Source organism: Novilysobacter viscosus (assembly GCF_046600715.1).
Classification (GTDB): domain Bacteria; phylum Pseudomonadota; class Gammaproteobacteria; order Xanthomonadales; family Xanthomonadaceae; genus Lysobacter_C; species Lysobacter_C viscosus.
This window is the reverse complement of record NZ_JBJMAV010000006.1, coordinates 125,898-148,133: the sequence shown is the minus strand read 5'-3', so window position 1 is coordinate 148,133 and position 22,236 is coordinate 125,898. Positions and strand designations below refer to the sequence as shown.

Sequence of the window (22,236 nt, the reverse complement as noted above, 5' to 3'; positions counted from 1 at the left end):
TCGCGGCTGAAGCTGCTCCTGCAGGTGAGGCCAGGAAGGCAATCCAACGCCCGCACCGCAGCCCCTGCGACCGCCGCCGCTACACTTGCGCGATGACCGATTCCGCGCTCGTCCTTTTTTTGCTGGTGGCGCTGCTGCTGGCCACGCTGGCCGCCGTCGGCCTGCTGGTGGTCCTGCTGCGCCGGCGCCCCGATGCGGCCCTGCAGGACCACCGTGACCGGCTCGAGGCCGCGCTGCGCGAGGAGCAGCGCGAAGGCCGCGCCGAGTTGCGCCAGCAGCTCGACAGCCTGGGCGTTCAGCAGGCCGCGCGCATCGAGGGGTTTGGCGGCAAGCTGGTCGACCTCACCGAACGCACCGACCGCCGGCTGGACGAGTTCCGCATCGCGGTCGCCGAGGACGCGCGCAAGGCCCGCAGCGAGGGCGCCGAACAGCAGCAGCGCTTTGCCGACGGGCTCGGCCAGCGCCTGGCCGAGCTTACCCAGCGCAACGAGCAGCGCATCGGCGAGATGCGCGCCACGCTGGAGCAGCAACTGCAGAAGTTGCAGGCCGACAACGCCAGCAAGCTCGAGCAGATGCGCGCGACCGTCGACGAGAAGCTGCAGAGCACGCTGGAGACCCGCCTGGGCGAGTCCTTCCGGCTGGTGTCCGAGCGCCTTGAGCAGGTGCAGCGCGGGCTCGGGGAGATGCAGCAGCTGGCGACCGGCGTGGGCGACCTCAAGCGCGTCCTGACCAACGTCAAGGACCGCGGCGGCTGGGGCGAAGTGCAACTGGAGAACATCCTCGAGCAGACGCTGACGATGGAGCAGTACGGCCGCAGCGTGCGGGTCAGGCCCGACAGCGCGGAGGCGGTGGACTTCGCGATCCGCCTGCCCGGGCGCGGCGACGCCGATACGGTGGTGTGGCTGCCGGTCGACGCCAAGTTCCCGCGTGAGGATTACGAAAGCCTGATCGATGCGCAGGAGAAGGGCGACATCGATGCGGTCAAGAGTTCAACCGCGCAGCTGGAGCGGGCGATCCGCGTGCAGGCCAAGTCCATCAGCGACAAGTACGTGTGCCCGCCTCACACCACCGACTTCGCGGTGATGTTCCTGCCGACTGAAGGCCTGTACGCCGAAGTGATCCGCCGCGCCGGGCTCGTGGACCTGCTGCAGCGCGAGCATCGGGTAGTGCTGGCCGGGCCGACCACCTTCACCGCGCTGCTCAACAGCCTGCAGATGGGCTTCCGCACGCTGGCCATCGAACAGCGGTCCAGCGAGGTCTGGCAGGTGCTGAGCGCGGTGAAGAGCGAGTTCGGCAAGTTCGCCGGAATTCTCGAAAAGGCCGAGAAGCAGATCAGCACCGTCGGCAAGAGCCTCGGCGAGGCCAGCCGCAAGACCCGCACGATCGAACGCAAGCTGCGCGGCGTGGAGCAGTTGCCCAGCGACCAGAGCCGGCAGCTGCTGGGCACCTCGCTGGACGACGGCGAAACCGAAGGCGACGAGGTCGCCTGATCGCCCCGGCCTGCGTGCCGGCATTCGCACGGGCCGCTGCAGGAGCGGCTTCAACCGCGATCGGAACCGGCCCGCCGCGTGTGCAGCGGCGCCTACGCGCAAACCCGTTTTCGTTCCAGGAGCGACGTAGGAGCGACGTGAGTCGCGAACGCGGATGACCTGAGGGGTGCGCGTATCGCGACTCACGTCGCTCCTACCGGGGGCCGTCGCGGCAATCGATCGCGGCTGAAGCCGCTCCTACAAGGCGATGCGCAGCGGTGGCGCGGAGCGACGAATGGGCGTCACCCCCCCCCGGATGCCTCAGTTCCCGCCCCCCATCGGCGTCATTGGGATCGCATCGACCGGGACGGTGGGGTTGAACTCCTCGCGCAGGTACTCGGGCAGGTCATCGCCGGCTTCCTCGTCCAGGCGGTCGCCGAAGATCTGGTAGTTGCGCCGCTGCATCCACGCATCGCGCACCAGTGCGTAATCGTCCTCGGCACCTTCGCGCAGGCTGTCGGTGGACAGCAGCTGGGTGCGCACGTCGACCAGTTGCAGGCCCTGCAGCGGGACGCGGGTCTGCTCGTCGCTGACCTGGCGCAGCGGGCTCAGCGGCGCGTCGCCCACCATGCCCACCACGTCGCGCACCGTGCGCGGCCCGAACAGCGGAAGCTCCACGTAGCGCGAGCGCTCCCAGCCCCACACCCCCAGGGTCTGGCCGAAATCCTCGCTGCGGTGGGGCAGGGTTGCGTCGCTGGCGGGGTCGAAGATCCCGCCGATGCCCAGGGTGCTGTTGAGCGCGAACCGGCCCAGCGATTGCGCGGCCTGCCTGGGCTTGCCCTGCAGCAGTGCGTTGACCGCCGACACCGGTTGCCCGAGGTTGCTGAAGAAGTTGCCGACGCCCAGGCGGACCGGCCGCGGTACCACCGCCACGTAGGTCCGGGCCAGCGGGCGTGCCACATAGCGATCCACGGCATTGTTGAAGCGGTGCATCTGCCGGTTGTAGCGCTCCCAGGGATCGTAGCTGCCGGGAATGACCGCGGGCTCGGGCAGGGTGGGGTCGGCGACCGGGTTGTAGCCACCACCGCCGTACAACGCGTCGAAATCGCGCTCGGCCTGCGTGCGCGGGTCGCCGTCGGGATCAGGGGCGACGACGGGGGGCGCTCGGTTTTGCTCGTAGGACGTGTCCGGCGGCGACGGGGCGTCATCGGCGGGGTCGGCCGCTTGCGCGCCGTCGATCCCGCGCAGGCACCGGGCAAGGCCGGCCTCATCGTCCGCGTGCGCGTCGATGCAGCGCTGCTGCTCGACCGGGTGCTGCGCCGAGGGCGGGACGTCCACGGCCTGCGCCGTGGCGGCAGGGGCGACCAGCAGCAGGGCGGGCAGCAGCAGGCGGGGGATAGCGGTGGGGGCGGGCGGGCGCATGGGGACAGTGTAGGGCCGAGGGCTCAGCCGTTGAACGCCAACGCGTCATCCAGCCGGTAGGCGGTTCTCAGTTCGGCCAGCCCGGCCGGCTCACCGAGCACTTCAACGCCATCGCAGCGGTCCGCCAGCTCGGCCAACAGCGCCAGCCCGGCGCTGTCGATGCGATCGACCGCGCGCAGGTCGAAGCGGGAGCTACCCTCCAGCAGCGGCAGCGCCTGCTTCCACACCGGCGCGCAACCCTCTCGCAACAGCGCGCCGGTGAACACCAGCGCGCTGTCGTTGCGGACCACGGTGGGCGCCGGCGCGACCACTCAGTTGGCGCTGGCGTTGAGCTTGCCGGCCTTGAGCTCGGCGGCGACCTGGGAGATCGACTTCTGGCGCAGGGGGCCGTCGAACTGGCTGCGGAAGGTCTGCACGAAGCTCACGCCCTCCACCATCACGTCGAACACCTGCCATTTTCCACCGGTCTTGCGCATCAGGTAGTCGACCGGGATCGGCTCGCCGCCCTGGCGCAGCATTTCGGTGGACACGCGGACGATGGCGCCACCGCGCAGCGGGGTCTCGGACTTCACCCGCACCTGCAGCCGGGTGTTGAAGTCCAGCAGCGAGGAGCCGTAGCGCTGCATCAGGTTGTCGGCAAGCGCGTCGGAGAACAGCTTCACGTCCGTGTCGGAAGCCCCGCGGCCATGCACGCCCAGCACCAGCCGGCCGGCGTAGTCACGGTCGAACATCTGGTCGAACTCGCCCGAGACGAACGTGCTCAAGGCGCGGCGGTCGCGGGTGAACTCGGCGCGGCGGGACTCCAGCGTGGCAAGCACGCGGGTGCTGTTGTCCAGCACCAGCTTGCTGGGCGAGCCCGCCTGGCGGGCCTGTGCGGCCTGCTGCGGGGCGGCCTTCTGGGCCAGCGCGGGGGTGGCGGCCAGCAGCGCGCTGGCGATCACGAGGGAAATGGCGGTGTGCTTCATGCGGAGTGCTCCTGGGGGAGGGGCGGGCCGTCGCCGTAAGGGAGAGAAGAAGGGGGCTACTGCAGGTACGGCGGCAGGTCCTGGTCGGACCCGCCTTCGGCCGGTGCGGCCGGCTCGGCCGCGGCGTCGTCACCTGGTGCATTGTCCGCACCGCCGCTGAACATGTACTTGCCGACCAGTTGCATCAGGTCGACCGAAGGCTGGGTCAGGAAGATTTCATCCCCGTCCTTGAGCGGTTCAGGGTCGCCACCGGGCGCCAGGCCCACGTAACTCTCGCCCAGCAGGCCGCTGGTGAGGATGGCGGCGCTGGTGTCGGCCGGCAGGTCGGCGTATCGCTTGTCGATGGACAGGGTCACCACCGAGTCGAGCTTGACCGGGTCGAGCGCGATATCGCTGACCTGGCCGATGGCGACACCGCCGATCTTGACCGGCGCGTTGGGGCGCAACGGGCCGAGGTTGGTAAAGCGCGCGGTGACTTCGTAGCGGTCGCCACCAAAGCCGAAGTTGCCGTTGGTGGAGGCGAGTGCAAGCACCAGCAGCGAGGCCAGGGCGAGCAGCAGGAAGGCGCCGACGGCGAATTCGATGCGGGGGGCTCGGGTACTCATGGTTGCGGTCTGTCCGAAGTCGATGCCCGCTAAGTCAGAGGGCGAGGAGTCAAAGGGCGGGCGCCGGCGCAAGGCGCTGGCGACGGGGTTGCGGGGGCACTACCGGAACAGCAGCGCCGACATCACGAAATTGAACATCAGCACCAGCAGCGACGCGTTCACCACCGCCTTGGTGGTGGCCACCGAAGTGCCTTCGATCGTCGGCTCGGCATGGAAGCCGACGTACGCGGCCACCAGCGCGGCGACCGCGCCGAACACCGCCGCCTTGGCGAACGCCATGGCGAAATCCTTGCCGAAGTCGACGCTGTCCTTGAGGACCTGCCAGAACACGCCCGACTCCACGCCGATGACGTGCACCGCCTCGAAGTAGCTGGCGGTGATGGCCAGGCTGCAGAAGAACGCCGTCAGCAGCGGCACGCACAGCACCGCCGCCCAGAACCGCGGCGCGACGGCCTTGCCGACCGGGTCGATCGCCATCAGGCCCAGCGCGGTGATCTGGTCGGTGGCGCGCATCAGGCCCAGTTCGGCCGCAATCGAGCTGCCGGCGCGGCCGATGAACAGCAGCGCGGTCAGCACCGGTCCCAGCTCGCGGTACAGGCCCAGGCCCAGCATCGCGCTGACCTGGTTGGCCGCGCCGTAGGTGTCCAGCGCGCGGTAGCCCAGCAGCGTCACCGAGAGGCCAACGAACGCGCCGCCCACGGCGATGATCGGCAGCGACCTTGCGCCGATCTTGTAGATCTCGCGGACCAGTTCGCGCAGCAGGTCCGCGGTCGGCCGGGAGGCGCGCAGCACCGAAAGCGTGAACAGCCCCGCGCGCCCGACCGAGCGGATGGTGGCGACGAAAGGCATCAGGCGGCCTCGGCAACGGTGGCGCCGCGGGGGGCGGCATCGAACGGGATCGGGCCGTCGGGCTGGCCGTCCAGGAACTGCCGCACCAGCGGATCGGTGCTGGCCTGCAGCTGCGCCGGCGAGCCCGAGAACACGATCCCGCCGTTGGCGATCACGATGGCGTGGTCGGCCACCGGCAGGGTTTCGTGGACGTGGTGGGTAACCACGATGCTGGTCAGGCCGAGGATGTCGTTGAGCCGTCGCACCAGGTCCATGACCACCCCGGAGGCGATCGGGTCCAGGCCGGTGAGGGGTTCGTCGTAGACCATCAGCGGCGGGTCCAGCGCCAGCGCGCGGGCCAGCGCCACGCGCCGCGCCATGCCGCCGGAGAGTTCGCGCGGGAAGGCATCGGCGGCGGCGCGCAGGCCGACCGCGTGCAGCTTCATCCGCACCAGGCGGTCGATCACCGGCCTGGGCAGGCGGGTGTGCGCTCGCAGCGGCAGCGCGACGTTCTCGGCCGCGGTCAGGTCGGTCAACAGGCCGTTGCCCTGCAGCAGCACGCCGATGCCCTTGCGCAGTTCCAGCAGCTCACGCATCCGCTGCGGCACCGGTTGGCCGAGTACCTCGACCGTGCCCGCGGACGGCTCCAGTTCGCCTGTCAGTGCGGCTAGCAGCGTCGACTTGCCACTGCCGGACGGCCCCAGCACCGCGACCACCTGGCCGCGCGGGACCGAAAGGTCGATGTCGCGCAGCACCATCCGTCCGCCGCGATCGAGGCGGACGCCGGCGAGGCGGACGATGGGTGTGTCGTGGTCCATGGGCACCGGGCAGGTGGGGTGGGACGCGCGAAGGCAGGGCCGTGCGCGGGCAAAACACGCGCAGCTTGGACGGGGCTGGCTGAACCGCGGTTGTCGGCCCATTGTCGCAGGCGCCGGGCAGTCTGGCGCACGCGGCGCGCGAGCGGCGTCTCGATCGTTGCGACCGCACTGCGGCAAGATGCCCGCCATGCCGACCGCGCCCGACTTCCGCCTGTACCACTCCAATTCACTGGAGGTACTGGCCGGGCTGCTGGCGGCGGAGCTGCGCGTGCCGGTCCCGGGCCAGCCGCTGCTCGCCCCCGACACCGTGCTGATCCCGCAGGTCGCGATGCGCCGCTGGCTGCAGGCCACGCTGGCGGCCGAGTACGGCATCGCCGCCAACCTGGACGTGCTCACGCCCGGCGAGTTCGTCGCGCGTGCGCTGCAGGCCAACGTGCCCGGTGACCGCGATGACCTGGACGCCGCGGCGCTGCGCTGGCGGCTGTATGGCGCACTGACCGACCCGGCGGTGCTGGATGCGCCGGCGATGGCGACGCTGCGGTCCTATCTGTCGGGGTCCGATCCAGTGAAGCCCTGGGCGCTGGCCGGTGAGCTCGGGGGCATCTTCGAGAAGTACCAGGCGTGGCGCCGCGACTGGCTGCTGCGCTGGGAGGCCGGCGCCGACACCGTGGACGCCCAGGCCGGTCTCTGGCGCCAGGTGGCCTCGGGCCGGGCGCACCGCGCCCGCCGCATCCAGCAGTACCTGGACCGTTTCGAGACCGGCGACGCGCTCCCGACCGGGCTGCCCCGGCGGCTGTTCGCATTCGCCACGCTCAACGTCTCGCCCGACGTGCTGCGCGTGCTGGCCACCCAGGCGCGCGTGGGCACGCTGCACTTCTACGTGCCCTCGCCCAGTCGCGACTACTGGGGCGACCTGCAGCGCGTGCGCGCCACCGGCGCCGCCGGCGCGGACACCGAGAATCCCCTGCTGCAGGCCTGGGGCGCGGCCGGTCGCGATTTCATGGCGGTCCTGGGCAGCTACGAGGTGGTGCATCCGGTGGCGGAGATCCGCGGCGACGTCGACCCCGGCGCCGGCGGTGGCCCGCTGCACGGCAGCCTGCTGCGGCGTCTGCAGTCCGACCTGTTCCACCGCCGGCCTTCGCCGCCAACCGCGCCCACCGACGACGACCCGCGCACGCGCCTGCCCGAGGTGCGCCGGGACGACCCCAGCCTGCAGGTGCATGCCTGCCACACCCGGCTGCGCGAACTGCAGGTGCTGCACGACCGGCTGCGCGCGCTGCTGGACCCGGCATCTCCGGAAGGCCGCCTGTTCGACCCGCCGCTGCAGCCGCGGGAGGTCGCCGTGCTGGCGCCGGACATCGACCCGTACCTGCCCTATTTCGATGCGGTGTTCGGCAGCCGCGGGCGCGACGACGCGATCCCCTATGCGCTGGCAGATGCCAGCCCCCTGGCGGGCGAGCCGCTGGCGGACGGGTTCATGCGTCTGTTGGCGCTGCCGGTGGCGCGCTTCGGACTGGAAGAAACCCTGGACCTGCTGGCCAGCCCGCCGCTGGCCGAGTCCGCCGGCCTGGACCCGGCGTCGCTGGCTCGCCTGCACCAGTGGCTGCATGCCGCGGGTGCGCGGTGGGGCCTGGATGCCGCGCATCGGGCGCGCCTGGAGGCGCCGGCGGACGACGCCTATACCTGGGCCTTCGCGCTGGACCGTCTGCTGCTGGGCCACGCCAGCGGCAGCGATGCGCCGATCACCACCTCCACCGGGCAGACGGTTGCGCCGTTGCCGGACCTGGAGGGGAGCGCGCTGGATGCGCTGGACACCCTGGTGCGACTGCTGCGGGTGCTCGCGCGCCATGCCACGTGGCTGGGCGAGGCAATGCCGCCGGAGGGCTGGCGCGACAGGCTGGTCGGGTTGCTCGACACGCTGTGGCCGCGACCGCCGGCGAGCGTGTCCGCGCAACGTGCGCTGGACCGCCTGCGCAGCCTGGTCGATGCCTTCGCCGCGGATGCCGCACGCGCCGGTTTCGACGGTCCGGTCCCCGCCGAAGCGGTGCGTGCCCACTTCGCCAATGTGCTGGGCGAGGCCGATACCCGCGCGCCGCTGCTGACCGGCGGTGTCAGCATCGGCCGGATGGTGCCGATGCGCCTGCTGCCGTTCCGGGTGATCTGCCTGCTGGGCATGGACGACGGCCAGTTCCCGCGTCGCGACCCGGCCGCGGGCCTCAACCGGCTGGCCGCCGAGCTGGGGGGGCCGCAGCGGCGTACCGGCGACCGGTCCACCCGCGACGACGACCGCTTCCTGTTCCTGCAGCTGTTCGCCGCCGCGCAGGACGTGTTCTACCTCAGCTACCGGGGCGCGGATCCGCGCGACGGCAGCGCGCGCGAACCCTCGGTGCTGGTGACCGAACTGCTCGCCGCCGCGGCCGCGCAGCACGCGCCGGGAACCGATGCCGCCCGGCAACTGGTGGTCCACCACCCGTTGCAACCCTTCGCACCGGCGGCATTCGGCGCCGGCGACGAGCCTCGCCGGTTCTCGTACCGGCAGCAATGGTGGCCGGCGGCGAACCCTGCCGCGCACCGGCGGGTCGCCCTGCCGGCGTGGTTCCCGGGCAGCGCACTGGCGCCGGTGGAAGCCGCGTCGGGCCCGCTGTCGCTGGATGCGTTGCGGCGCTTCCTGCAGGCCCCGGCGTCGGTGTTCCTGCAGCAGCGGCTCGGCCTGAGGCTGGCGGACATCGAGGCCGTCCAGGGCGAGCCGGACGTCGAACCGCTGCTGGCGCCCGGCGGTGGCCTGGCCCGGCATGCGTTGCGGCGAGCGGTGTTCGATGCGTGCATGGGCGAGGTGGATGACGCCACCACGCATGCGCTGCTGCGCGCGCGCGGCCTGCTCCCATCCGGGCCGCTGGGGCGGCGCACGCTGGAAAAAACCCGGGCTGAGGTCGAGGCCTATGCCCGCGCATTCCGCGACTGGCGCGCTGGCGCCGTGCCCGATGCGCTCCGGCGCGAGATCGACCTGGACGGCATGGCGCTGGACGGTCGCCTCGTCGATGCCTACCCGCACGGGCTGGCCCGGCTCAGGTTCGACGTGCCCAACGGCCCTTCGTCGATCCGCAACGGGCTGGACTGGCTGTTCGCCGGGGCCGCGGGGCTGGCGCTGCCGCTGGTCGAGTTCCACGACGCCGGCGATGCCGGGGTCGGACCGCATGAGCGCACGCCGCTTGACCCGGACATTGCGCGCGCACTGCTGCGGCAACTGGTGGCACTGCGTGCGCGCGGGCTTCGTGAGCCGCTGCCGTTCGCGCCGTATGCCGGCTGGGCGCTGTACAACGCGCCATCGCTGGAGAAGGGCCTGGATGCCGCGTCCAAGAAGTGGCGCGGCGGCGAGCATGCCTGGAGCGAAGGCGACGGCGACGCGCTGCGCCTGGCGCTGCGCGGCCGCGACCCGTTCGTGGATGACGCCACGCGGGTGGCGTTCGTCGACCTGGCCATGACCATTTACGGGGCGGTGGTCGCGGGCCAGGCCTATGCCGGCACTGATGCCGGGGCGCTGCGGGCGATGGCCTCCGGCCTCGACATGGAGGATGCCGAATGAGCCCCGCCGCCCCGCCCGATCCGTACCTGTCGTTGCCGCTGGATGGCGTGCGCGCGATCGAGGCGTCGGCCGGCACCGGCAAGACGTTCACCCTGGCGACGCTGGTGGTGCGGCTGGTGGTCGAACGCGGCTTGCGCATCGGCCAGGTCCTCGCCGTTACCTTCACCGAGGCGGCCACGCAGGAACTGCGCAGTCGCATCCGGGCCCGGCTGGTGCTGGCTGGCGGGCTGGTCGAGCAGACGCTTGAGGATGACGCGGCGCCGGACGTGGCGCTGACCCACCAGGTGGTCACCGCGCACCTGGCCGCGGGCACCGAAACCGCCGACGCGCTGCGACGGCGCCTGCACGCGGCCGCCCACGACATCGACCTGGCGGCGATCTTCACCATCCACGGCTTCTGCGCGCGGGTCCTGCGCGAACACGCACTGGAGGCCGGACAGGGTTTCGACACGCCCGAGCTGATGGGCAGCGACACGACCCTGCGCCACGCCGTCGCGGCTGACCTGTGGCGGACCCACGGCGTGGCCGACGACGCGGCCGACGACCTGCTGGCAATGTGGAAGGCCGGCCCGCGGACGCTGGCCGGCGACCTGTCGCCGCTGCTGCGCGAGCGCGTGCTGCGCCCCACGCTGGATGAGCTGCCAAGCGACCCGGCGCTGCGCCTGCGCGCCGCCAGCGCCGCGCTCGCCGACGCCTTCCGTGCCCACGGCGACACGTTCCGCTCCAGCCTCGTGGAGGCCGTCGAAGGCAAGGTGCTCAACGGCGCCTCCTACAAGCTCGAGTGGATCACCCCGTTGTTCGACGCGTTGAAGCACTGGTGCGACGGCTGCGATGCCGGGGATCCCGGCGCGCCGTTCGAGCATCCCAAGCTTGCGCAGCTGCATCGAGACACCCTGCTGCAACGCACGAACAAGACCGGCGCGGGGCGCACCCCGGACTCGCCCGTCTGCGACGCGCTGCCGGCCTACCTGGACGCGCTGGGTGAAGTGGCCGAATGGCCCGACGTGCGCCGGGTCGAACTGCTGCACCGGCTGCGCGACGATGCCCGCCTGCGCTTCGCCCGGTTCAAGCAGCAGCAGCGTGTACAGACCTACGATGACCTGATCGACCGGGTCGCCGACGCGCTGGAAGGCGAACATGCCGCGGCGCTGGTTGCGCGCCTGCGCGAGCAATACGCGGTGGCGCTGGTGGACGAGTTCCAGGACACCGACCCGCGCCAGTGGCGGATCTTCGAACGCGTGTTCGGCCAGGCCAGCGGCGCACCGGCCCTGTTCGTGATCGGCGACCCCAAGCAGGCGATCTACGGCTTCCGCGGTGGCGACGTTGAAACCTACCTGCAGGCACGCCAGGCCGCGGAGCAGGCGCCGGCGCTGTCCTCCAATTTCCGTTCGCGTCCCAGCGTGCTGCGCGCGATCTCGGCGCTGTACGCGCAGGCGCTGGAGGCGTACCAGCAGGGACGCGCCGCGGCGCCCCCGTTCGTCGATCCGCGCATCCAGTTCGCGGCCATCCGGCCGGGCGGCCTGCGACGCGACGATGACCACCTGCGCCAGGGCCGGCCGGCGCCGGCGCTGACGCTGTGGCAGGCGCCGCCGCCGCCGCCCGACGCCAAGGGCAAGGTGAAGCCTTACCCGGCCGGGCGCTCGCGCGAACTGGCCACGGACGCCTGCGTGGCTGCGATCCATCGCGTGCTGCATGAGGGCCGCAATGGCGAGGCGACGATCGAGGGACGCCCGGTCCGGCCCGGCGACATCGCGGTGCTGGTGCGCTCCCACGGCGAGGCCACGCGCATCCGCCAGGCGCTGGCGGTGGCCGGGATTCCCGCCGTTGCCGCCGGCAAGCAGACCCTGTTCGCCACCGCCGAGGCGCGCGAGCTGCATGTCCTGCTGCTCGCGCTGCTGCACGGGGGCGACAGCGGGCGCCTGCGCACCGCGCTGGCGACCGTGCTGGTCGGGCAGGACGCCGCGCAGCTGGCCGCGCTGGGGGACGTCGCGCACGAGGGCGAGGGCGATTCCGAGGCACTGCACGCATGGCAACTCGTCGCGTTGGGGTGGCGCGACCGGCTGCAACGTGGCGGGCCGCTGGCGCTGGTCAACGACCTGTGCGCCGACAACGCCGGGCGCCAGCTGGGCCTGCTGGATGGCGAACGCCGGCTCACCAACTACCTGCAACTGGCCGAACTGCTGCAGGAAGAGCAGTCCCGCGCGCTGGGCCTGCACGGACTGGTGGACTGGCTGGCGCGGTCGATCGCCGCGGCCGCCAGCGACGACGGCGGGGCCGACGAGAGCCGGCTGCTGCGGCTGGAATCCGACGCGCACCGGGTGCAGGTGGTCACCCTGCACAAGAGCAAAGGGCTGGAATACCCGCTGGTGTTCCTGCCGTACGCGGGTATCGGCGGCAAGCCACGCGACGCCGGGCGCCACGTCACCGTCGCCGGCGATGGCGGCCGTGCCCTGCACTGGAAGCTGCTGCCCTCGGCCACCGGCTGGGACGAGGTGAAGCAGCGCTGGAGTGACGCCCAACAGGCCGAGGATGCGCGCCTGCTCTACGTGGGACTGACCCGTGCGCGCCATGCGCTGTGGCTGGCAGGCGGGGCGTTCTACCAGCACGGCAAGGCCGCCGTCGCCGCGATGATCGCCGACACCGACGCGCTGGCCGCCACGGGCGAGGGCGCGATCCACATCGACCACGACACGCCGCCCGGCACCCTGCCCTGGCTGCCACCCGCATCCGCCGACCCGGTACCCCCGGCACGCGTCGCCAGCAACACGCCGGCCAGCGACTGGTGGGTCTACAGCTTCACCCAGCTGGCCAATGCCGAAGGCCAGGGCGAGGTCTCCAGTGCCATGACCCAGCCGGTGGCGGGCGGGCGGGACGAGGCCGCCAACCCAGCCGAGGCCGCGGACGTCGAGGGCATCGATGCGCCCGGCGACGACTTCGACCCGCGGTTCGCCGGTGCGCGCTTCGGCGTGGTGCTGCATGACGTGCTGGAGCGCGTCGACTTCGCCGCCTGGAAGCAGTGGCGGCCCGGTGGCGCGGCGTCCGCCGGCGACATCGACACGATCATCGAGCGCCTGCGCGCGGCCGGCTATCCGGCCGGGGACCTGGACGACGGCGTGCAGGCACTGGCGCCACTGGTCGGGCAGACGCTGACCGTGGCGTTGCCCGAGGGCGTGCGCCTGGCCGACCTGCCCGAGGACTCCCGGCGGGCGGAAATCGAGTTCCAGTTCGCGCTGGCACCGACCCGGGTCGATGCGCTGATCGAGCTGTTGCACGGGCACGGCCTGCTCGCCGCGCGCACCGGCTTCGGCACCCGGCGTCGCCTGGAAGGCCTGATGACCGGCCTGATCGACCTGACCTACACCCACGACGGGTGCTGGTACGTGCTCGACTACAAATCAAACCGGCTGCCAGGCTATGGGCCGGCGCACCTGGTCGCCGCCATGGCCCACAGCGAGTACGAGCTGCAGGCGCTGATCTATACGCTGGCCTTGCACCGGTGGCTGCGGTTCCGCCTGGGCGAAGGCTACGACTACGCGCGCGACTTCGGCGGTGTGCGCTACCTGTTCTGCCGTGGCCTGGATGCCACCAGCGACGATGGCCGGGGCGTGCATGCCTGGCGGTTCGATCCCGACCTCGTGCATGCGCTCGACGCGCTGTTCGCAGGCCGCGCGGTGGAGGCGATCGCATGAGCCTGTTGAAAGCACTGGCCGCCGCGGGTGCATTGCGCACGCTCGATCACGCACTCGCCCGGAGCCTGGGCCGGCTGGAACCCGATACCCCGGAAGCGGTACTGGCCGGCGCGGCGCTGGCGTCGCTGGCGGTATCGCAGGGGCATGCCGCGTTCGACCCGGCGCGACCCGGACTGGTCGTCGAGGCCGAAATCGCGTGGCCCGGTCCCGACCGCTGGACCGCCGCGCTGGCCGGCTCGCCGTGGGTGGCGCTGCCTGCCGCCGACGAGACCGCGCCCAATGCACCGCTGGTGCTCGAAGGGGGGCTGCTCTACCTGCGCCGCTACCGCGAGTACGAACAGCGGCTTGCCCGGCGCCTGTTGGACCTGGCCGCCGCGCCCCCGCCGGCGGTGGACAGCGTGGCCATGGCACCGGTGCGCGAGGCCCTGTTTCCGCCCGCGACCGCCGACCCACTGCAGGCCTCCGCGGCGATGCTGGCGCTGGAGAAGTCGCTGCTGCTGGTCACCGGCGGGCCCGGCACGGGCAAGACCACGACCATCGCCCGGCTGCTGGTGCTGCTGGTTGCCGAGGCGGTGCTCGCTGGACGCCCGCCTCCGCGGATCGCACTGGCCGCACCCACCGGCCGCGCCGCCGAACGGATGGCGCAGAGCGTCCACGCCGCCGTCGGTCGCATCCGCGGGGCCGGCGGCATCGACCCGGCGTGGCTGGATGCGCTACCCACGGGCGCCTCCACCCTGCACCGCCTGTTGGGCACCGTGCCAGGCAGCTCACGGTTCCGCTTCGATGCCGGCAACCCGCTGCCGCTGGACCTGGTGGTGGTCGATGAAGCCTCCATGGTCGACCTGCCGCTGATGTGCAAGCTCGCCGATGCCGTGCCCCAGGGTGCACGGCTGGTCCTGCTCGGCGACCCCGACCAGTTGCCGTCGGTGGAGGCCGGCGAGGTGCTGGCATCGATCTGCGAAGCCGCCGGCGAGGCGCCAGACCAGGTCACGCTGGCCGGCAATGGCGACCTGTTCGCGACCTCGGCCGCTCCCCGGTCGGCATCCGCGCCTGCCATCCACGACCCGCCCCTGCGCGGCCACCGCGTGCACCTGCAACGCGGCTATCGGCAATCATTGGAGCTTGACCTGGCCCCGCTGGCAGACGCCGCGCGCGAAGGCGACAGCGATACGGTCCTGGCCCTGCTGCGCGGCGGCGGACTGCCAGGCGTGCACTTCCACGAGGACGTGGCCGACCCATTGGCCGTCGCCTCGGCCGACCTGCTCGCCCACTGGCGCGCGGTGGCGGCGCACGCCGACCCGGCACGGGCACTCACGCAGGCGTCCGGGCTGCGTCTGTTGACGGCATTGCGCGGCGGCGCGCAGGGCGCACTGGCATTGAACGCGCGCATCGAAGCCGTGCTTGAAGGTGGGCGCGCCGCGACTCACTTCCATGGCCGGCTGCTGCAGGTGACCGAGAACAGTGCCCGGCACCGGCTGTTCAATGGCGACCTCGGGGTGTGCCTGCGCGACGACCGGGGCCTGCTGGCGACCTGGTTCGCCGACGCCGAGTCGGGCGTACGCGGATTCCATCCCTCTGCGCTGCCCGGGCATGAAAGCGCGTTTGCCACCACGGTGCACAAGGCCCAGGGTTCGGAGTTCGACACCGTCTGGCTCTTGCTGCCGCAACGCGATGCACGCCCGCTGTCGCGCGAACTGGTCTACACCGCGTTGACCCGTGCGCGTCGCGAGGTGCACGTCTGCGCCAGCGAAGCGGTCCTGCGGACGGCGCTGTCCCGCCGCGTCGATCGCGTATCCAACCTCGCCGCACGGCTCCGTGCGCCGCGTTGAAGCAGGCCGCGTCCCGCGGCGCGCTGTGCCGCCGGTGCAGGACCGGTGGACCGCTCGAACTAGGGGCGGACGCATGGCCGCCCGGAACCCAGCGGTTGTGCCCCGTGGTGGGCGGTAGCGACCCTGAAATGACGCTGCCGTGACAACGCTGAGTGGCCCGCGAACCCTTTATGAACAAGGGTTCCGGCTGTCCGTCCACTTCACCTCCCGCGAACGCCCGCGCGCCTAGCTTCGATGGACCGGCCGCAACACGGCACGGCCCCACAACGAAGCAGGAGATACACATGAGCGACGTCAAGAAAGACCACAACATCGGTTCGGGTACCGGCGCGGTTGCCGGCGCAGTGACTGGCGCGGCCATTGGCGCTGCCGGTGGTCCGGTGGGCAGCGTGGTCGGCGCGGTGGTCGGCGGCGTGGTCGGCGCGAAGGCGGGCGACTCGATCGCCGAGGCCGTCAATCCGACCGAGTACAACGACCATTTCAAGACCGAGTACAAGAACACCCCGTACTACACCGCGGGCCGCGAGTGGAACGACTACGAGCCGGCCTACCAGTACGGCTACGACACGTATGGCCAGTACCAGGGCAAGCGCTTCGAGGACGTCGAATCCGAACTGGAGCGCAACTGGGACAAGACCCGCGCCAACTCGCGCCTGGAGTGGACCGAGGCCAAGCAGGCCGTGCGTGACGGCTGGCACCACATCGAGCGCCGCATGCCCGGCGACGCCGACCGCGACGGCCGCTGATCCAGCCGCTTGACCACGCCCCTCGCTGCGAGGGGCGTTGATCCCGGAAACGGAGCCGCATGTCGGCTCCGTTTTTTTTTGGACCGCGACGTTGCTGGCACGTAGCGTTCCCCGGGCCTCGAAAGGCCGGTACCGGGGGTCGGGTAGGATGCAAAGCCCCGATAACCTTTCGTGAATGCGCCATGGCAGAGCATCCCAAGCCCACCCGCGAACAAGCCGAAGACGCCGTGCGCACCCTGCTCAGCTGGGCCGGCGACGACCCGGGCCGCGAGGGGCTCATCGACACGCCCAAGCGCGTGGCCAAGGCCTACCAGGACTGGTTCAGCGGCTACGGCGACGACCCGGCCGAATACCTCAAGCGCACCTTCGAGGAAGTCGAGGGGTACGACGAGCTGATCGTGTTGCGCGACATCGAATTCGAAAGCCATTGCGAACACCACATGGCACCGATCATCGGCAAGGCGCACGTCGGTTACCTGCCGGCGGGCAAGGTCGTGGGCATCAGCAAGCTGGCGCGCGTGGTGGAAACCTTCGCCCGACGGCTTCAGGTGCAGGAGAAGATGACCGCACAGATCGCGCAGGTGATCCAGGACGTGCTGCAGCCGCTCGGGGTCGCGGTGGTGGTGGAAGGTGCCCACGAGTGCATGACCACCCGCGGCGTGCACAAGCGCGGGGTCAGCATGATCACCTCCAAGATGCTCGGCGCGTTCCGCGACGATGCACGCACGCGCGCGGAGTTCCTGCGCTTCATCGATGTCGGCGTGGGGCGCTGAGGCCGCGCCCGGCCAAGCCCTGGGATCTCCACCTCCCGGTGTAGGAGCGACGTAAGTCGCGATCGCGCCGCCGGATCACCCCGATCATCCGGATGGTTCCGGGCAGGGCGATCCGGGGTGTGGCCCGCGCAGCCCGCCCGCCCCTTCGCGACTTCCGCCGCTCCTACATTGGTGCTGCGTGTGGGCGCGGTCAGGCGTGCAGCGCGGCGGCGAGCGTATCGGCCACGCGCCGCATGGCCGCTTCGTCCACGTGCAGGTGGGGTGCGATCCGCACCACCCCGTGCCTGCGCGTGCAGACAATGCCGGCAGCGTCCAGTACCGGAGCCACGGCCGTCATCCGGTCCGGCGGCACGCGAACGCCGGTGAAGTGCGGCGCGTGTCCGGGCATGCAGCACCCCTCGAGCCCGGCGTCCCGCAACGCGGTATCCAGGGCGCGGGTGCGCATGCCCAGCCGTGCCGGCAATGACGCCATGCCCCAGTCGTGCAGTTGGCCGAGCGCGGCCTCGGCCATCGACAGGCGCATCGGGTCGGCGACGCCGCCGGCGTCGAAGCGGCGCGCACCGTCCCGGTAGGGTGCGGGCCGGTCCAGCGGGAACCGCCAGTCGTCCACCGCGCGCGCCGTCCAGTGGTGCTCGATCGACACGCCGTGTGCGCGCCAGTGCGGCGAGGCCCACAGGTAGGCCAGCCCGGTCGGCCCCAGCATCCACTTGTGGCCGACCGAGACCACGAAGTCCGGCGCCCAGCGCACCAGGTCCGCGGGAAGCGCGCCCAGGCTCTGGCTCAGGTCGAGCACCAGCGCCACACCCTTCTGGTGGCAGCGCGCGCTGATCGCGTCGAGGTCCAACAGTCGGCCGTCGTGCCAGTACGCGTGTGGCAACGACAGCACGCGCAGCGAAGGCAGTCGGTCCAGCGCCTCGATCACCGCGTCGGTCCACCCCGGGCCGTTGCGCGGGATCGCGTGCAGGCGCGCGCCGGTTTCAAGGCAGCGTTGCTGCCAGCACAGCAGGTTGGAGGGAAACTGTCCCTCCAGCACGGCGACGGCGTCGCCCGCGGCCAGCGGCAGGTTGCGGGCGGCGATGGCCAACCCGTACGCGGCCGACGGCACCAGCGCGACGCCTTCGGGATCACCGTCGAAGCAACCGGCGGCGAGCGCGCGCACGCGTTCGATCGACGCCTGCCACTGCTCGAGCCCCAGCCGCCATGGCGCACTCGAGGCGTCCAGCGCGCCGTGGCCTGCCGCAAGCACGCTGCGCAGGCGTGGACCCTGCGCAGCGGTATCGAGATAGACCGTGCCCGCGGGCAGGTCGAACAGCGGGGCATCGGGCGCGGTCATCGGCGGCACTCTAGCCCACCGCGCATCGAACGCCGCACACCGCATGCGGCATCACGAAATCCTTACCATTGCCGATTCGTGCGCCGGTATCCTCGACCGGTCATGTCGTTGTCCTCCGTACCCTCTGCGCCACCCTCGCCGCACGATCCCGATGCCGGGCGCCGCCCGCCGGACGTGGCGGACCTTGCCGGGCGTTTCGAGCAGGTCCGCGCGCGCAGCCAGGCCCTGGCCGCGCCGCTGTCAGCCGAGGATGCGCAGGTCCAGAGCATGGACGATTGCAGCCCGGCCAAGTGGCACCTGGCGCATACGACATGGTTCTTCGAGCGCTTCGTGCTGGCCGCCCGCGAAGGCTATACACCGTTCGACACCGACTTCGATTACCTGTTCAACAGCTACTACCAGAGCGTTGGCACCATGCACGCCCGCCCGCACCGGGGGCTGGTGACGCGGCCTTCGCTGGCGCACGTGCTCGATTACCGGCGCGAAGTCGATGCACGCATGCGCGAACGCCTGCAGCGCGTCGACCTGGACGCCCACGCGCGCCAGGCCGTGCTGCTGGGAACGCACCACGAGCAGCAGCACCAGGAACTGCTGCTGACCGACATCAAGCACGCGTTCTGGTGCAACCCGCTCAAGCCGGCATATCGCGACGACCTGCCGGTGACCGCGGGTCGAGACCAGCCGCTGGAATGGATCGAGTCGGACGAGAGCATCGTCGAGCTCGGTGCGCCGGCATGGCCGCACGTCGCAGCCTTCGCCTACGACAACGAGTCCCCGCGCCACCGCGTGCTGGTGCCCGCGCACGCGCTGGCCAGCCGCCCGGTGACCAACGGCGAGTACCGCGCCTTCATCGAGGACGGCGGCTACCGCAACCCGGCGCTGTGGATGAGCGAAGGCTTCACGCGGATCCAGGCCGACGGCTGGTCGCGGCCGCTGTACTGGGACGAAGGCCTGCAACGCGAGTTCACCCTGGCGGGGATGCGCGACATCGACCCGCACGCGCCGGTCTGCCACGTCAGCTATTTCGAGGCGGACGCCTACGCACGCTGGGCCGGCGCGCGGCTGCCGACCGAGTTCGAATGGGAGGCCGCGGCCCGCGGGCACGCCGTCGAGGGCCACTTCGCCGACGATGCCGGCGGGCTGCAGCCGCGGTCGGCCAGCAGCGGAAAGGGCACGCGCCAGCTGTTCGGCGACGTCTGGGAGTGGACCTCCAGCGCCTACATGCCGTACCCGGGCTTCCGTGCGCTGCCCGGCTCGCTCGGCGAGTACAACGGCAAGTTCATGTGCGGGCAGTGGGTGCTGCGCGGTGGCAGCTGCGCCACCCCGCCGGGCCATGTGCGTGCCAGCTACCGCAACTTTTTCCACCCACCCGACCGTTGGCAGTTCTCTGGCCTGCGGTTGGCCAGGGACCTGTGCTGAAGGACGCAATGAACGCTGTGACGACTGCCACGATGGCTCCCCTGACCGACCTGCGACCCACCCCGGACGACATCACCGGCGACGCGCTCGCCGGGTTGTCTGCCTCGCCCAAGCGACTGCCGTCGAAGTACTTCTACGACGCGCGCGGCTCGGAGCTGTTCGAAGCGATCACCCGCCAGCCCGAGTACTACCCCACCCGGGTGGAGATCGCGCTGCTGGATGCGGCGATCGTCGGGATTGCCGATGCGGTCGGGCCGCACGCGCACGTGGTCGAGTACGGCAGCGGCAGCGGGCGCAAGACGCTGCAACTGCTGGAAGGCCTCGCCGACCCCGTCGCATACACGCCGATCGAGATCTCGCGCACCACGGTGCTGGCCGCGACCGAACGCCTGGCCGAGGCCTTCCCCGGCATCGAGATGCTGCCGGTGTGCGCGGACTTCACCCAACCGGTCGACCTGCCCGAGCCGCAGCGCGAGCCGGGCCACACCCTGGTGTTCTTCCCCGGCTCCACGCTGGGAAATTTCACCAACGACGAGGCGGTGGCGCTGATGTGCTCGATGCGGCAGACCATGGGTGGCAATGGCCAGGCGTTGATCGGCGTCGACCTGGAGAAGGACGTCGCGGTGCTGGAGGCGGCCTACAACGACGCGGCCGGGGTCACCGCCGAGTTCACCCTCAACCTGCTGGTGCGGCTGAACCGCGAGATCGGCAGCGACTTCGACCTGGAGGGCTTCCGCCACCGCGCGGTGTACTCGCGCGAACGCGGGCGGATCGAGACGTTCCTGGTCTCGCAGCGCGCGCAGTCGGCCACGGTGGACGGGCGGGCCTTCGAATTCGGAAAGGGCGAGGAGATGCTCGTCGAGTACAGCCACAAGTACACCGACGCGCGTTTCGAAGACCTCGCTGCCCGCGCCGGGCTGAAGGTGGTGCAGCGCTGGAACGACGCCGACGACTGGTTCGGCCTGCGCCTGCTGCAGCCCGCGTAGCGCCGCCAGCGCACCGCGCAGTCCGGCGCGGTGCAGGCCGATCGCGAAACCGGCTGGCTGCTCGCCGTGCCGTGCCGTGCCGGGCAGGCACTGGCACGGCGCGAGCAGTCGCGCGAAGCGCGCTTCGTCCAGCCAGCGGCGCCGCGCGACGAATTCGTCGCGCAGGTAGCCGATGTGCGCGATCGGTCCCCCGGACGCGATCAGGCCCAGGCGCAGGAAGGGCAACGAAGGTCTCGCGCGCGCCGCGCGTGGCGCCGCTCCCGGCGGTGGGCACCGGTCAGTGGGCGGTCGCCGCGTAGCCGCCGAAGCTGCCGGCCGCGCCCGGGAACACCACCGGGCTTTCGCTGCCGTCGGTGCCGACCGCCGACACGCCGAAGAAGTAGTTGTCGATCACCACGTTCTCCAGCGTGTGCTCGCCGACGTTGCCCACGTACACGCTGCGGCTCCACTGCGGCTCGGTGGTCAGGCGCCAGTGGACGCGGTAGCCGGCCAGGTTGGGCGCCAGAGCGGTGGGCGGGCGCGTCCACTTGAGCGTGGTGTTGGCGGACACGGCGCCCTCGATGGTGACCCCGGCCGGCGGCGGAGGGGCCCAGGCCATGCCCGCCAGGCTCACTGCGTTGAGCGCGGTCAACTTGGCCGCGTAGTCGAAGTCGACGCCGTCGATGGTGTCGCCATAGACCACGCCGTCCTCGGTGCGCAGGTCCTGGTGCTGGCGGTCGTAGTGCTCGTTGGTCTCCATGATCCGCACCGCCGGGTAGCCCAGGTCGTTGAACGGGCGGTGGTGGCCGCCGCGGCCGAACCGGTCCAGCCGGTAGATCATCATCACGTCCAGGTTGGGGATGTACAGGTCGGCCATGCGGTCGACATAGCGGGCCAGGTTGCGCGTGGGCGAATCGACCTCGCCTCCGGTGAAGCGCCGTGCACGCGCCTCCTCTTCGGTTTCGGTGGCACGCGTGCCCTCGGCGAACACGCGGGCGGTGGTGTTGTCGGTCACGCCATTGATGCCGGTGATGTTGCCGATCATGTCGTTGTTGAGCACCGCCTCGATGCGCCAGCCCTCCTTCTGCGCCTGCTCGGCGAGGATCTTGCCGCCGAACAGGCCCTGCTCCTCGCCGGCCAGTGCGGCATAGACGATGGAGCCGTTGAACCGGTGCTTCGACAGCACCCGCGCGGCCTCCAGCGTACCGGCCACGCCGGACGCGTTGTCGTTGGCACCGGGCGAGTCGGAGGTGTAGTCCATCACGTCGGTGACGCGCGAATCGATGTCGCCACTCATGATCACGTAACGCCCGGGGTCGGCGGTGCCGCGCTGGATGGCGATGACGCTGACCACCTCGACCGGGTCGGGGATGCGCGTTTCGCCGGCGACCGTGTCGCTGACGTACTTCACCTCCAGGCAGCCGCCGCAGCCGCGCGAGATGCGCTGGAACTCCTCGAAGATCCACCGCCGCGCCGCGCCGATGCCGCGGGTGTCGGACTCGGTTTCCGACAGCGTGTGGCGGGTGCCGAAAGACACCAGCTTGCGGATATCGGCCTCGATGCGGCGGGCCGACGGCGCGGTGCCGATGGCGTACAGGCGCGCGTCGCCCGCCGGCGGCGCCGGTTCGGCGGCGCCCGCGACGGGTGTGGCAAGGGCGAGGGCAAGGCAGCAGGCGACGGTGAGCGGCAGGCGCAGGGGCATGGCAGGTCCTGGAGGGCGGCGTCCGCCTACCTTAGTCCAACCCGCCCGGCCCTACACGGCCCCGCCACCGCACCCGTGCTGCAGTGCACG

The 22,236-nt window shown here is 71.4% G+C and carries 16 protein-coding genes and 1 pseudogene; 8 read left to right on the top strand and 9 right to left on the bottom strand.

Annotated elements, in window-relative coordinates:
• Positions 1-92: 92 nt before the first annotated feature.
• Positions 93-1,490, top strand: a complete 1,398-nt coding sequence (locus ACJQWL_RS10835) for a DNA recombination protein RmuC (RefSeq protein ID WP_330969032.1) — start codon at positions 93-95, stop codon at positions 1,488-1,490.
• Between the two features lie 300 nt (positions 1,491-1,790).
• Here the strand turns inward: ACJQWL_RS10835 and ACJQWL_RS10830 are convergent, their stop codons facing one another.
• The 6 genes from ACJQWL_RS10830 to ACJQWL_RS10805 form a co-directional block, all read right to left on the bottom strand.
• Complete coding sequence (locus tag ACJQWL_RS10830) at positions 1,791-2,891, bottom strand: MlaA family lipoprotein (RefSeq protein ID WP_330969033.1); 1,101 nt, start codon at positions 2,889-2,891, stop codon at positions 1,791-1,793.
• A gap of 23 nt (positions 2,892-2,914) precedes the next feature.
• On the bottom strand, positions 2,915-3,181 hold the full coding sequence (locus ACJQWL_RS10825; RefSeq protein ID WP_330969034.1) for an STAS domain-containing protein: 267 nt from the start codon (positions 3,179-3,181) through the stop codon (positions 2,915-2,917).
• 21 nt (positions 3,182-3,202) lie between these two features.
• Entirely contained in the window at positions 3,203-3,856 is a 654-nt protein-coding gene (locus ACJQWL_RS10820) for an MlaC/ttg2D family ABC transporter substrate-binding protein (protein ID WP_330969035.1), read from the bottom strand.
• A 56-nt stretch (positions 3,857-3,912) separates the two neighbouring features.
• Positions 3,913-4,461: an outer membrane lipid asymmetry maintenance protein MlaD gene (gene mlaD / locus ACJQWL_RS10815; RefSeq protein ID WP_330969036.1), complete on the bottom strand. Its 549-nt coding sequence runs from the start codon at positions 4,459-4,461 to the stop codon at positions 3,913-3,915.
• 99 nt (positions 4,462-4,560) lie between these two features.
• Complete coding sequence (locus tag ACJQWL_RS10810) at positions 4,561-5,310, bottom strand: MlaE family lipid ABC transporter permease subunit (RefSeq protein WP_330969037.1); 750 nt, start codon at positions 5,308-5,310, stop codon at positions 4,561-4,563.
• Positions 5,310-6,107, bottom strand: a complete 798-nt coding sequence (locus ACJQWL_RS10805) for an ABC transporter ATP-binding protein (RefSeq protein ID WP_330969038.1) — start codon at positions 6,105-6,107, stop codon at positions 5,310-5,312. The genes ACJQWL_RS10810 and ACJQWL_RS10805 overlap by 1 nt, the downstream gene beginning before the upstream one ends.
• Positions 6,108-6,294: 187 nt before the next feature.
• Here ACJQWL_RS10805 and recC point away from each other — a divergent pair, with 187 nt between their 5' ends.
• The 5 genes from recC (at position 6,295) to folE (ending at position 16,727) form a co-directional block, all read left to right on the top strand.
• Positions 6,295-9,690 (top strand): exodeoxyribonuclease V subunit gamma, encoded by a 3,396-nt coding sequence (gene recC / locus ACJQWL_RS10800; protein WP_330969039.1) that lies wholly within the window; start codon positions 6,295-6,297, stop codon positions 9,688-9,690.
• Positions 9,687-13,379 (top strand): UvrD-helicase domain-containing protein, encoded by a 3,693-nt coding sequence (locus ACJQWL_RS10795; protein WP_330969040.1) that lies wholly within the window; start codon positions 9,687-9,689, stop codon positions 13,377-13,379. The genes recC and ACJQWL_RS10795 overlap by 4 nt, the downstream gene beginning before the upstream one ends.
• On the top strand, positions 13,376-15,208 hold the full coding sequence (gene recD / locus ACJQWL_RS10790) for an exodeoxyribonuclease V subunit alpha (protein WP_330969041.1): 1,833 nt from the start codon (positions 13,376-13,378) through the stop codon (positions 15,206-15,208). Before ACJQWL_RS10795 ends, recD begins: the two co-directional genes overlap by 4 nt.
• Before the next feature lie 284 nt (positions 15,209-15,492).
• Positions 15,493-15,954, top strand: coding sequence for a glycine zipper domain-containing protein (locus tag ACJQWL_RS10785; RefSeq protein WP_330969042.1), 462 nt, complete (start codon positions 15,493-15,495; stop codon positions 15,952-15,954).
• A 182-nt stretch (positions 15,955-16,136) separates the two neighbouring features.
• Positions 16,137-16,727: a GTP cyclohydrolase I FolE gene (gene folE / locus ACJQWL_RS10780; RefSeq protein ID WP_330969043.1), complete on the top strand. Its 591-nt coding sequence runs from the start codon at positions 16,137-16,139 to the stop codon at positions 16,725-16,727.
• 190 nt (positions 16,728-16,917) lie between these two features.
• On the opposite strand, the gene ACJQWL_RS10775 is transcribed toward folE, so the two are convergent.
• Positions 16,918-18,060, bottom strand: a complete 1,143-nt coding sequence (locus tag ACJQWL_RS10775) for an aminotransferase class V-fold PLP-dependent enzyme (protein WP_330969044.1) — start codon at positions 18,058-18,060, stop codon at positions 16,918-16,920.
• Between the two features lie 108 nt (positions 18,061-18,168).
• Here ACJQWL_RS10775 and egtB point away from each other — a divergent pair, with 108 nt between their 5' ends.
• Together egtB and egtD are read left to right on the top strand one after the other, a co-directional pair.
• Positions 18,169-19,479 carry an ergothioneine biosynthesis protein EgtB gene (gene egtB, locus ACJQWL_RS10770; protein WP_411300898.1) on the top strand — a complete coding sequence of 437 codons (1,311 nt, stop codon included), beginning with the start codon at positions 18,169-18,171 and terminating at the stop codon, positions 19,477-19,479.
• Between the two features lie 8 nt (positions 19,480-19,487).
• Positions 19,488-20,465, top strand: a complete 978-nt coding sequence (egtD, locus tag ACJQWL_RS10765; protein WP_330969046.1) for an L-histidine N(alpha)-methyltransferase — start codon at positions 19,488-19,490, stop codon at positions 20,463-20,465.
• A gap of 30 nt (positions 20,466-20,495) precedes the next feature.
• Here the strand turns inward: egtD and ACJQWL_RS10760 are convergent.
• Both ACJQWL_RS10760 and ACJQWL_RS10755 read right to left on the bottom strand, forming a co-directional pair.
• Positions 20,496-20,690, bottom strand: a pseudogene (locus tag ACJQWL_RS10760) (chromate transporter); the annotation flags it as partial.
• Between the two features lie 52 nt (positions 20,691-20,742).
• Positions 20,743-22,146, bottom strand: a complete 1,404-nt coding sequence (locus ACJQWL_RS10755) for a M28 family metallopeptidase (protein WP_330969047.1) — start codon at positions 22,144-22,146, stop codon at positions 20,743-20,745.
• Positions 22,147-22,236: the final 90 nt, after the last annotated feature.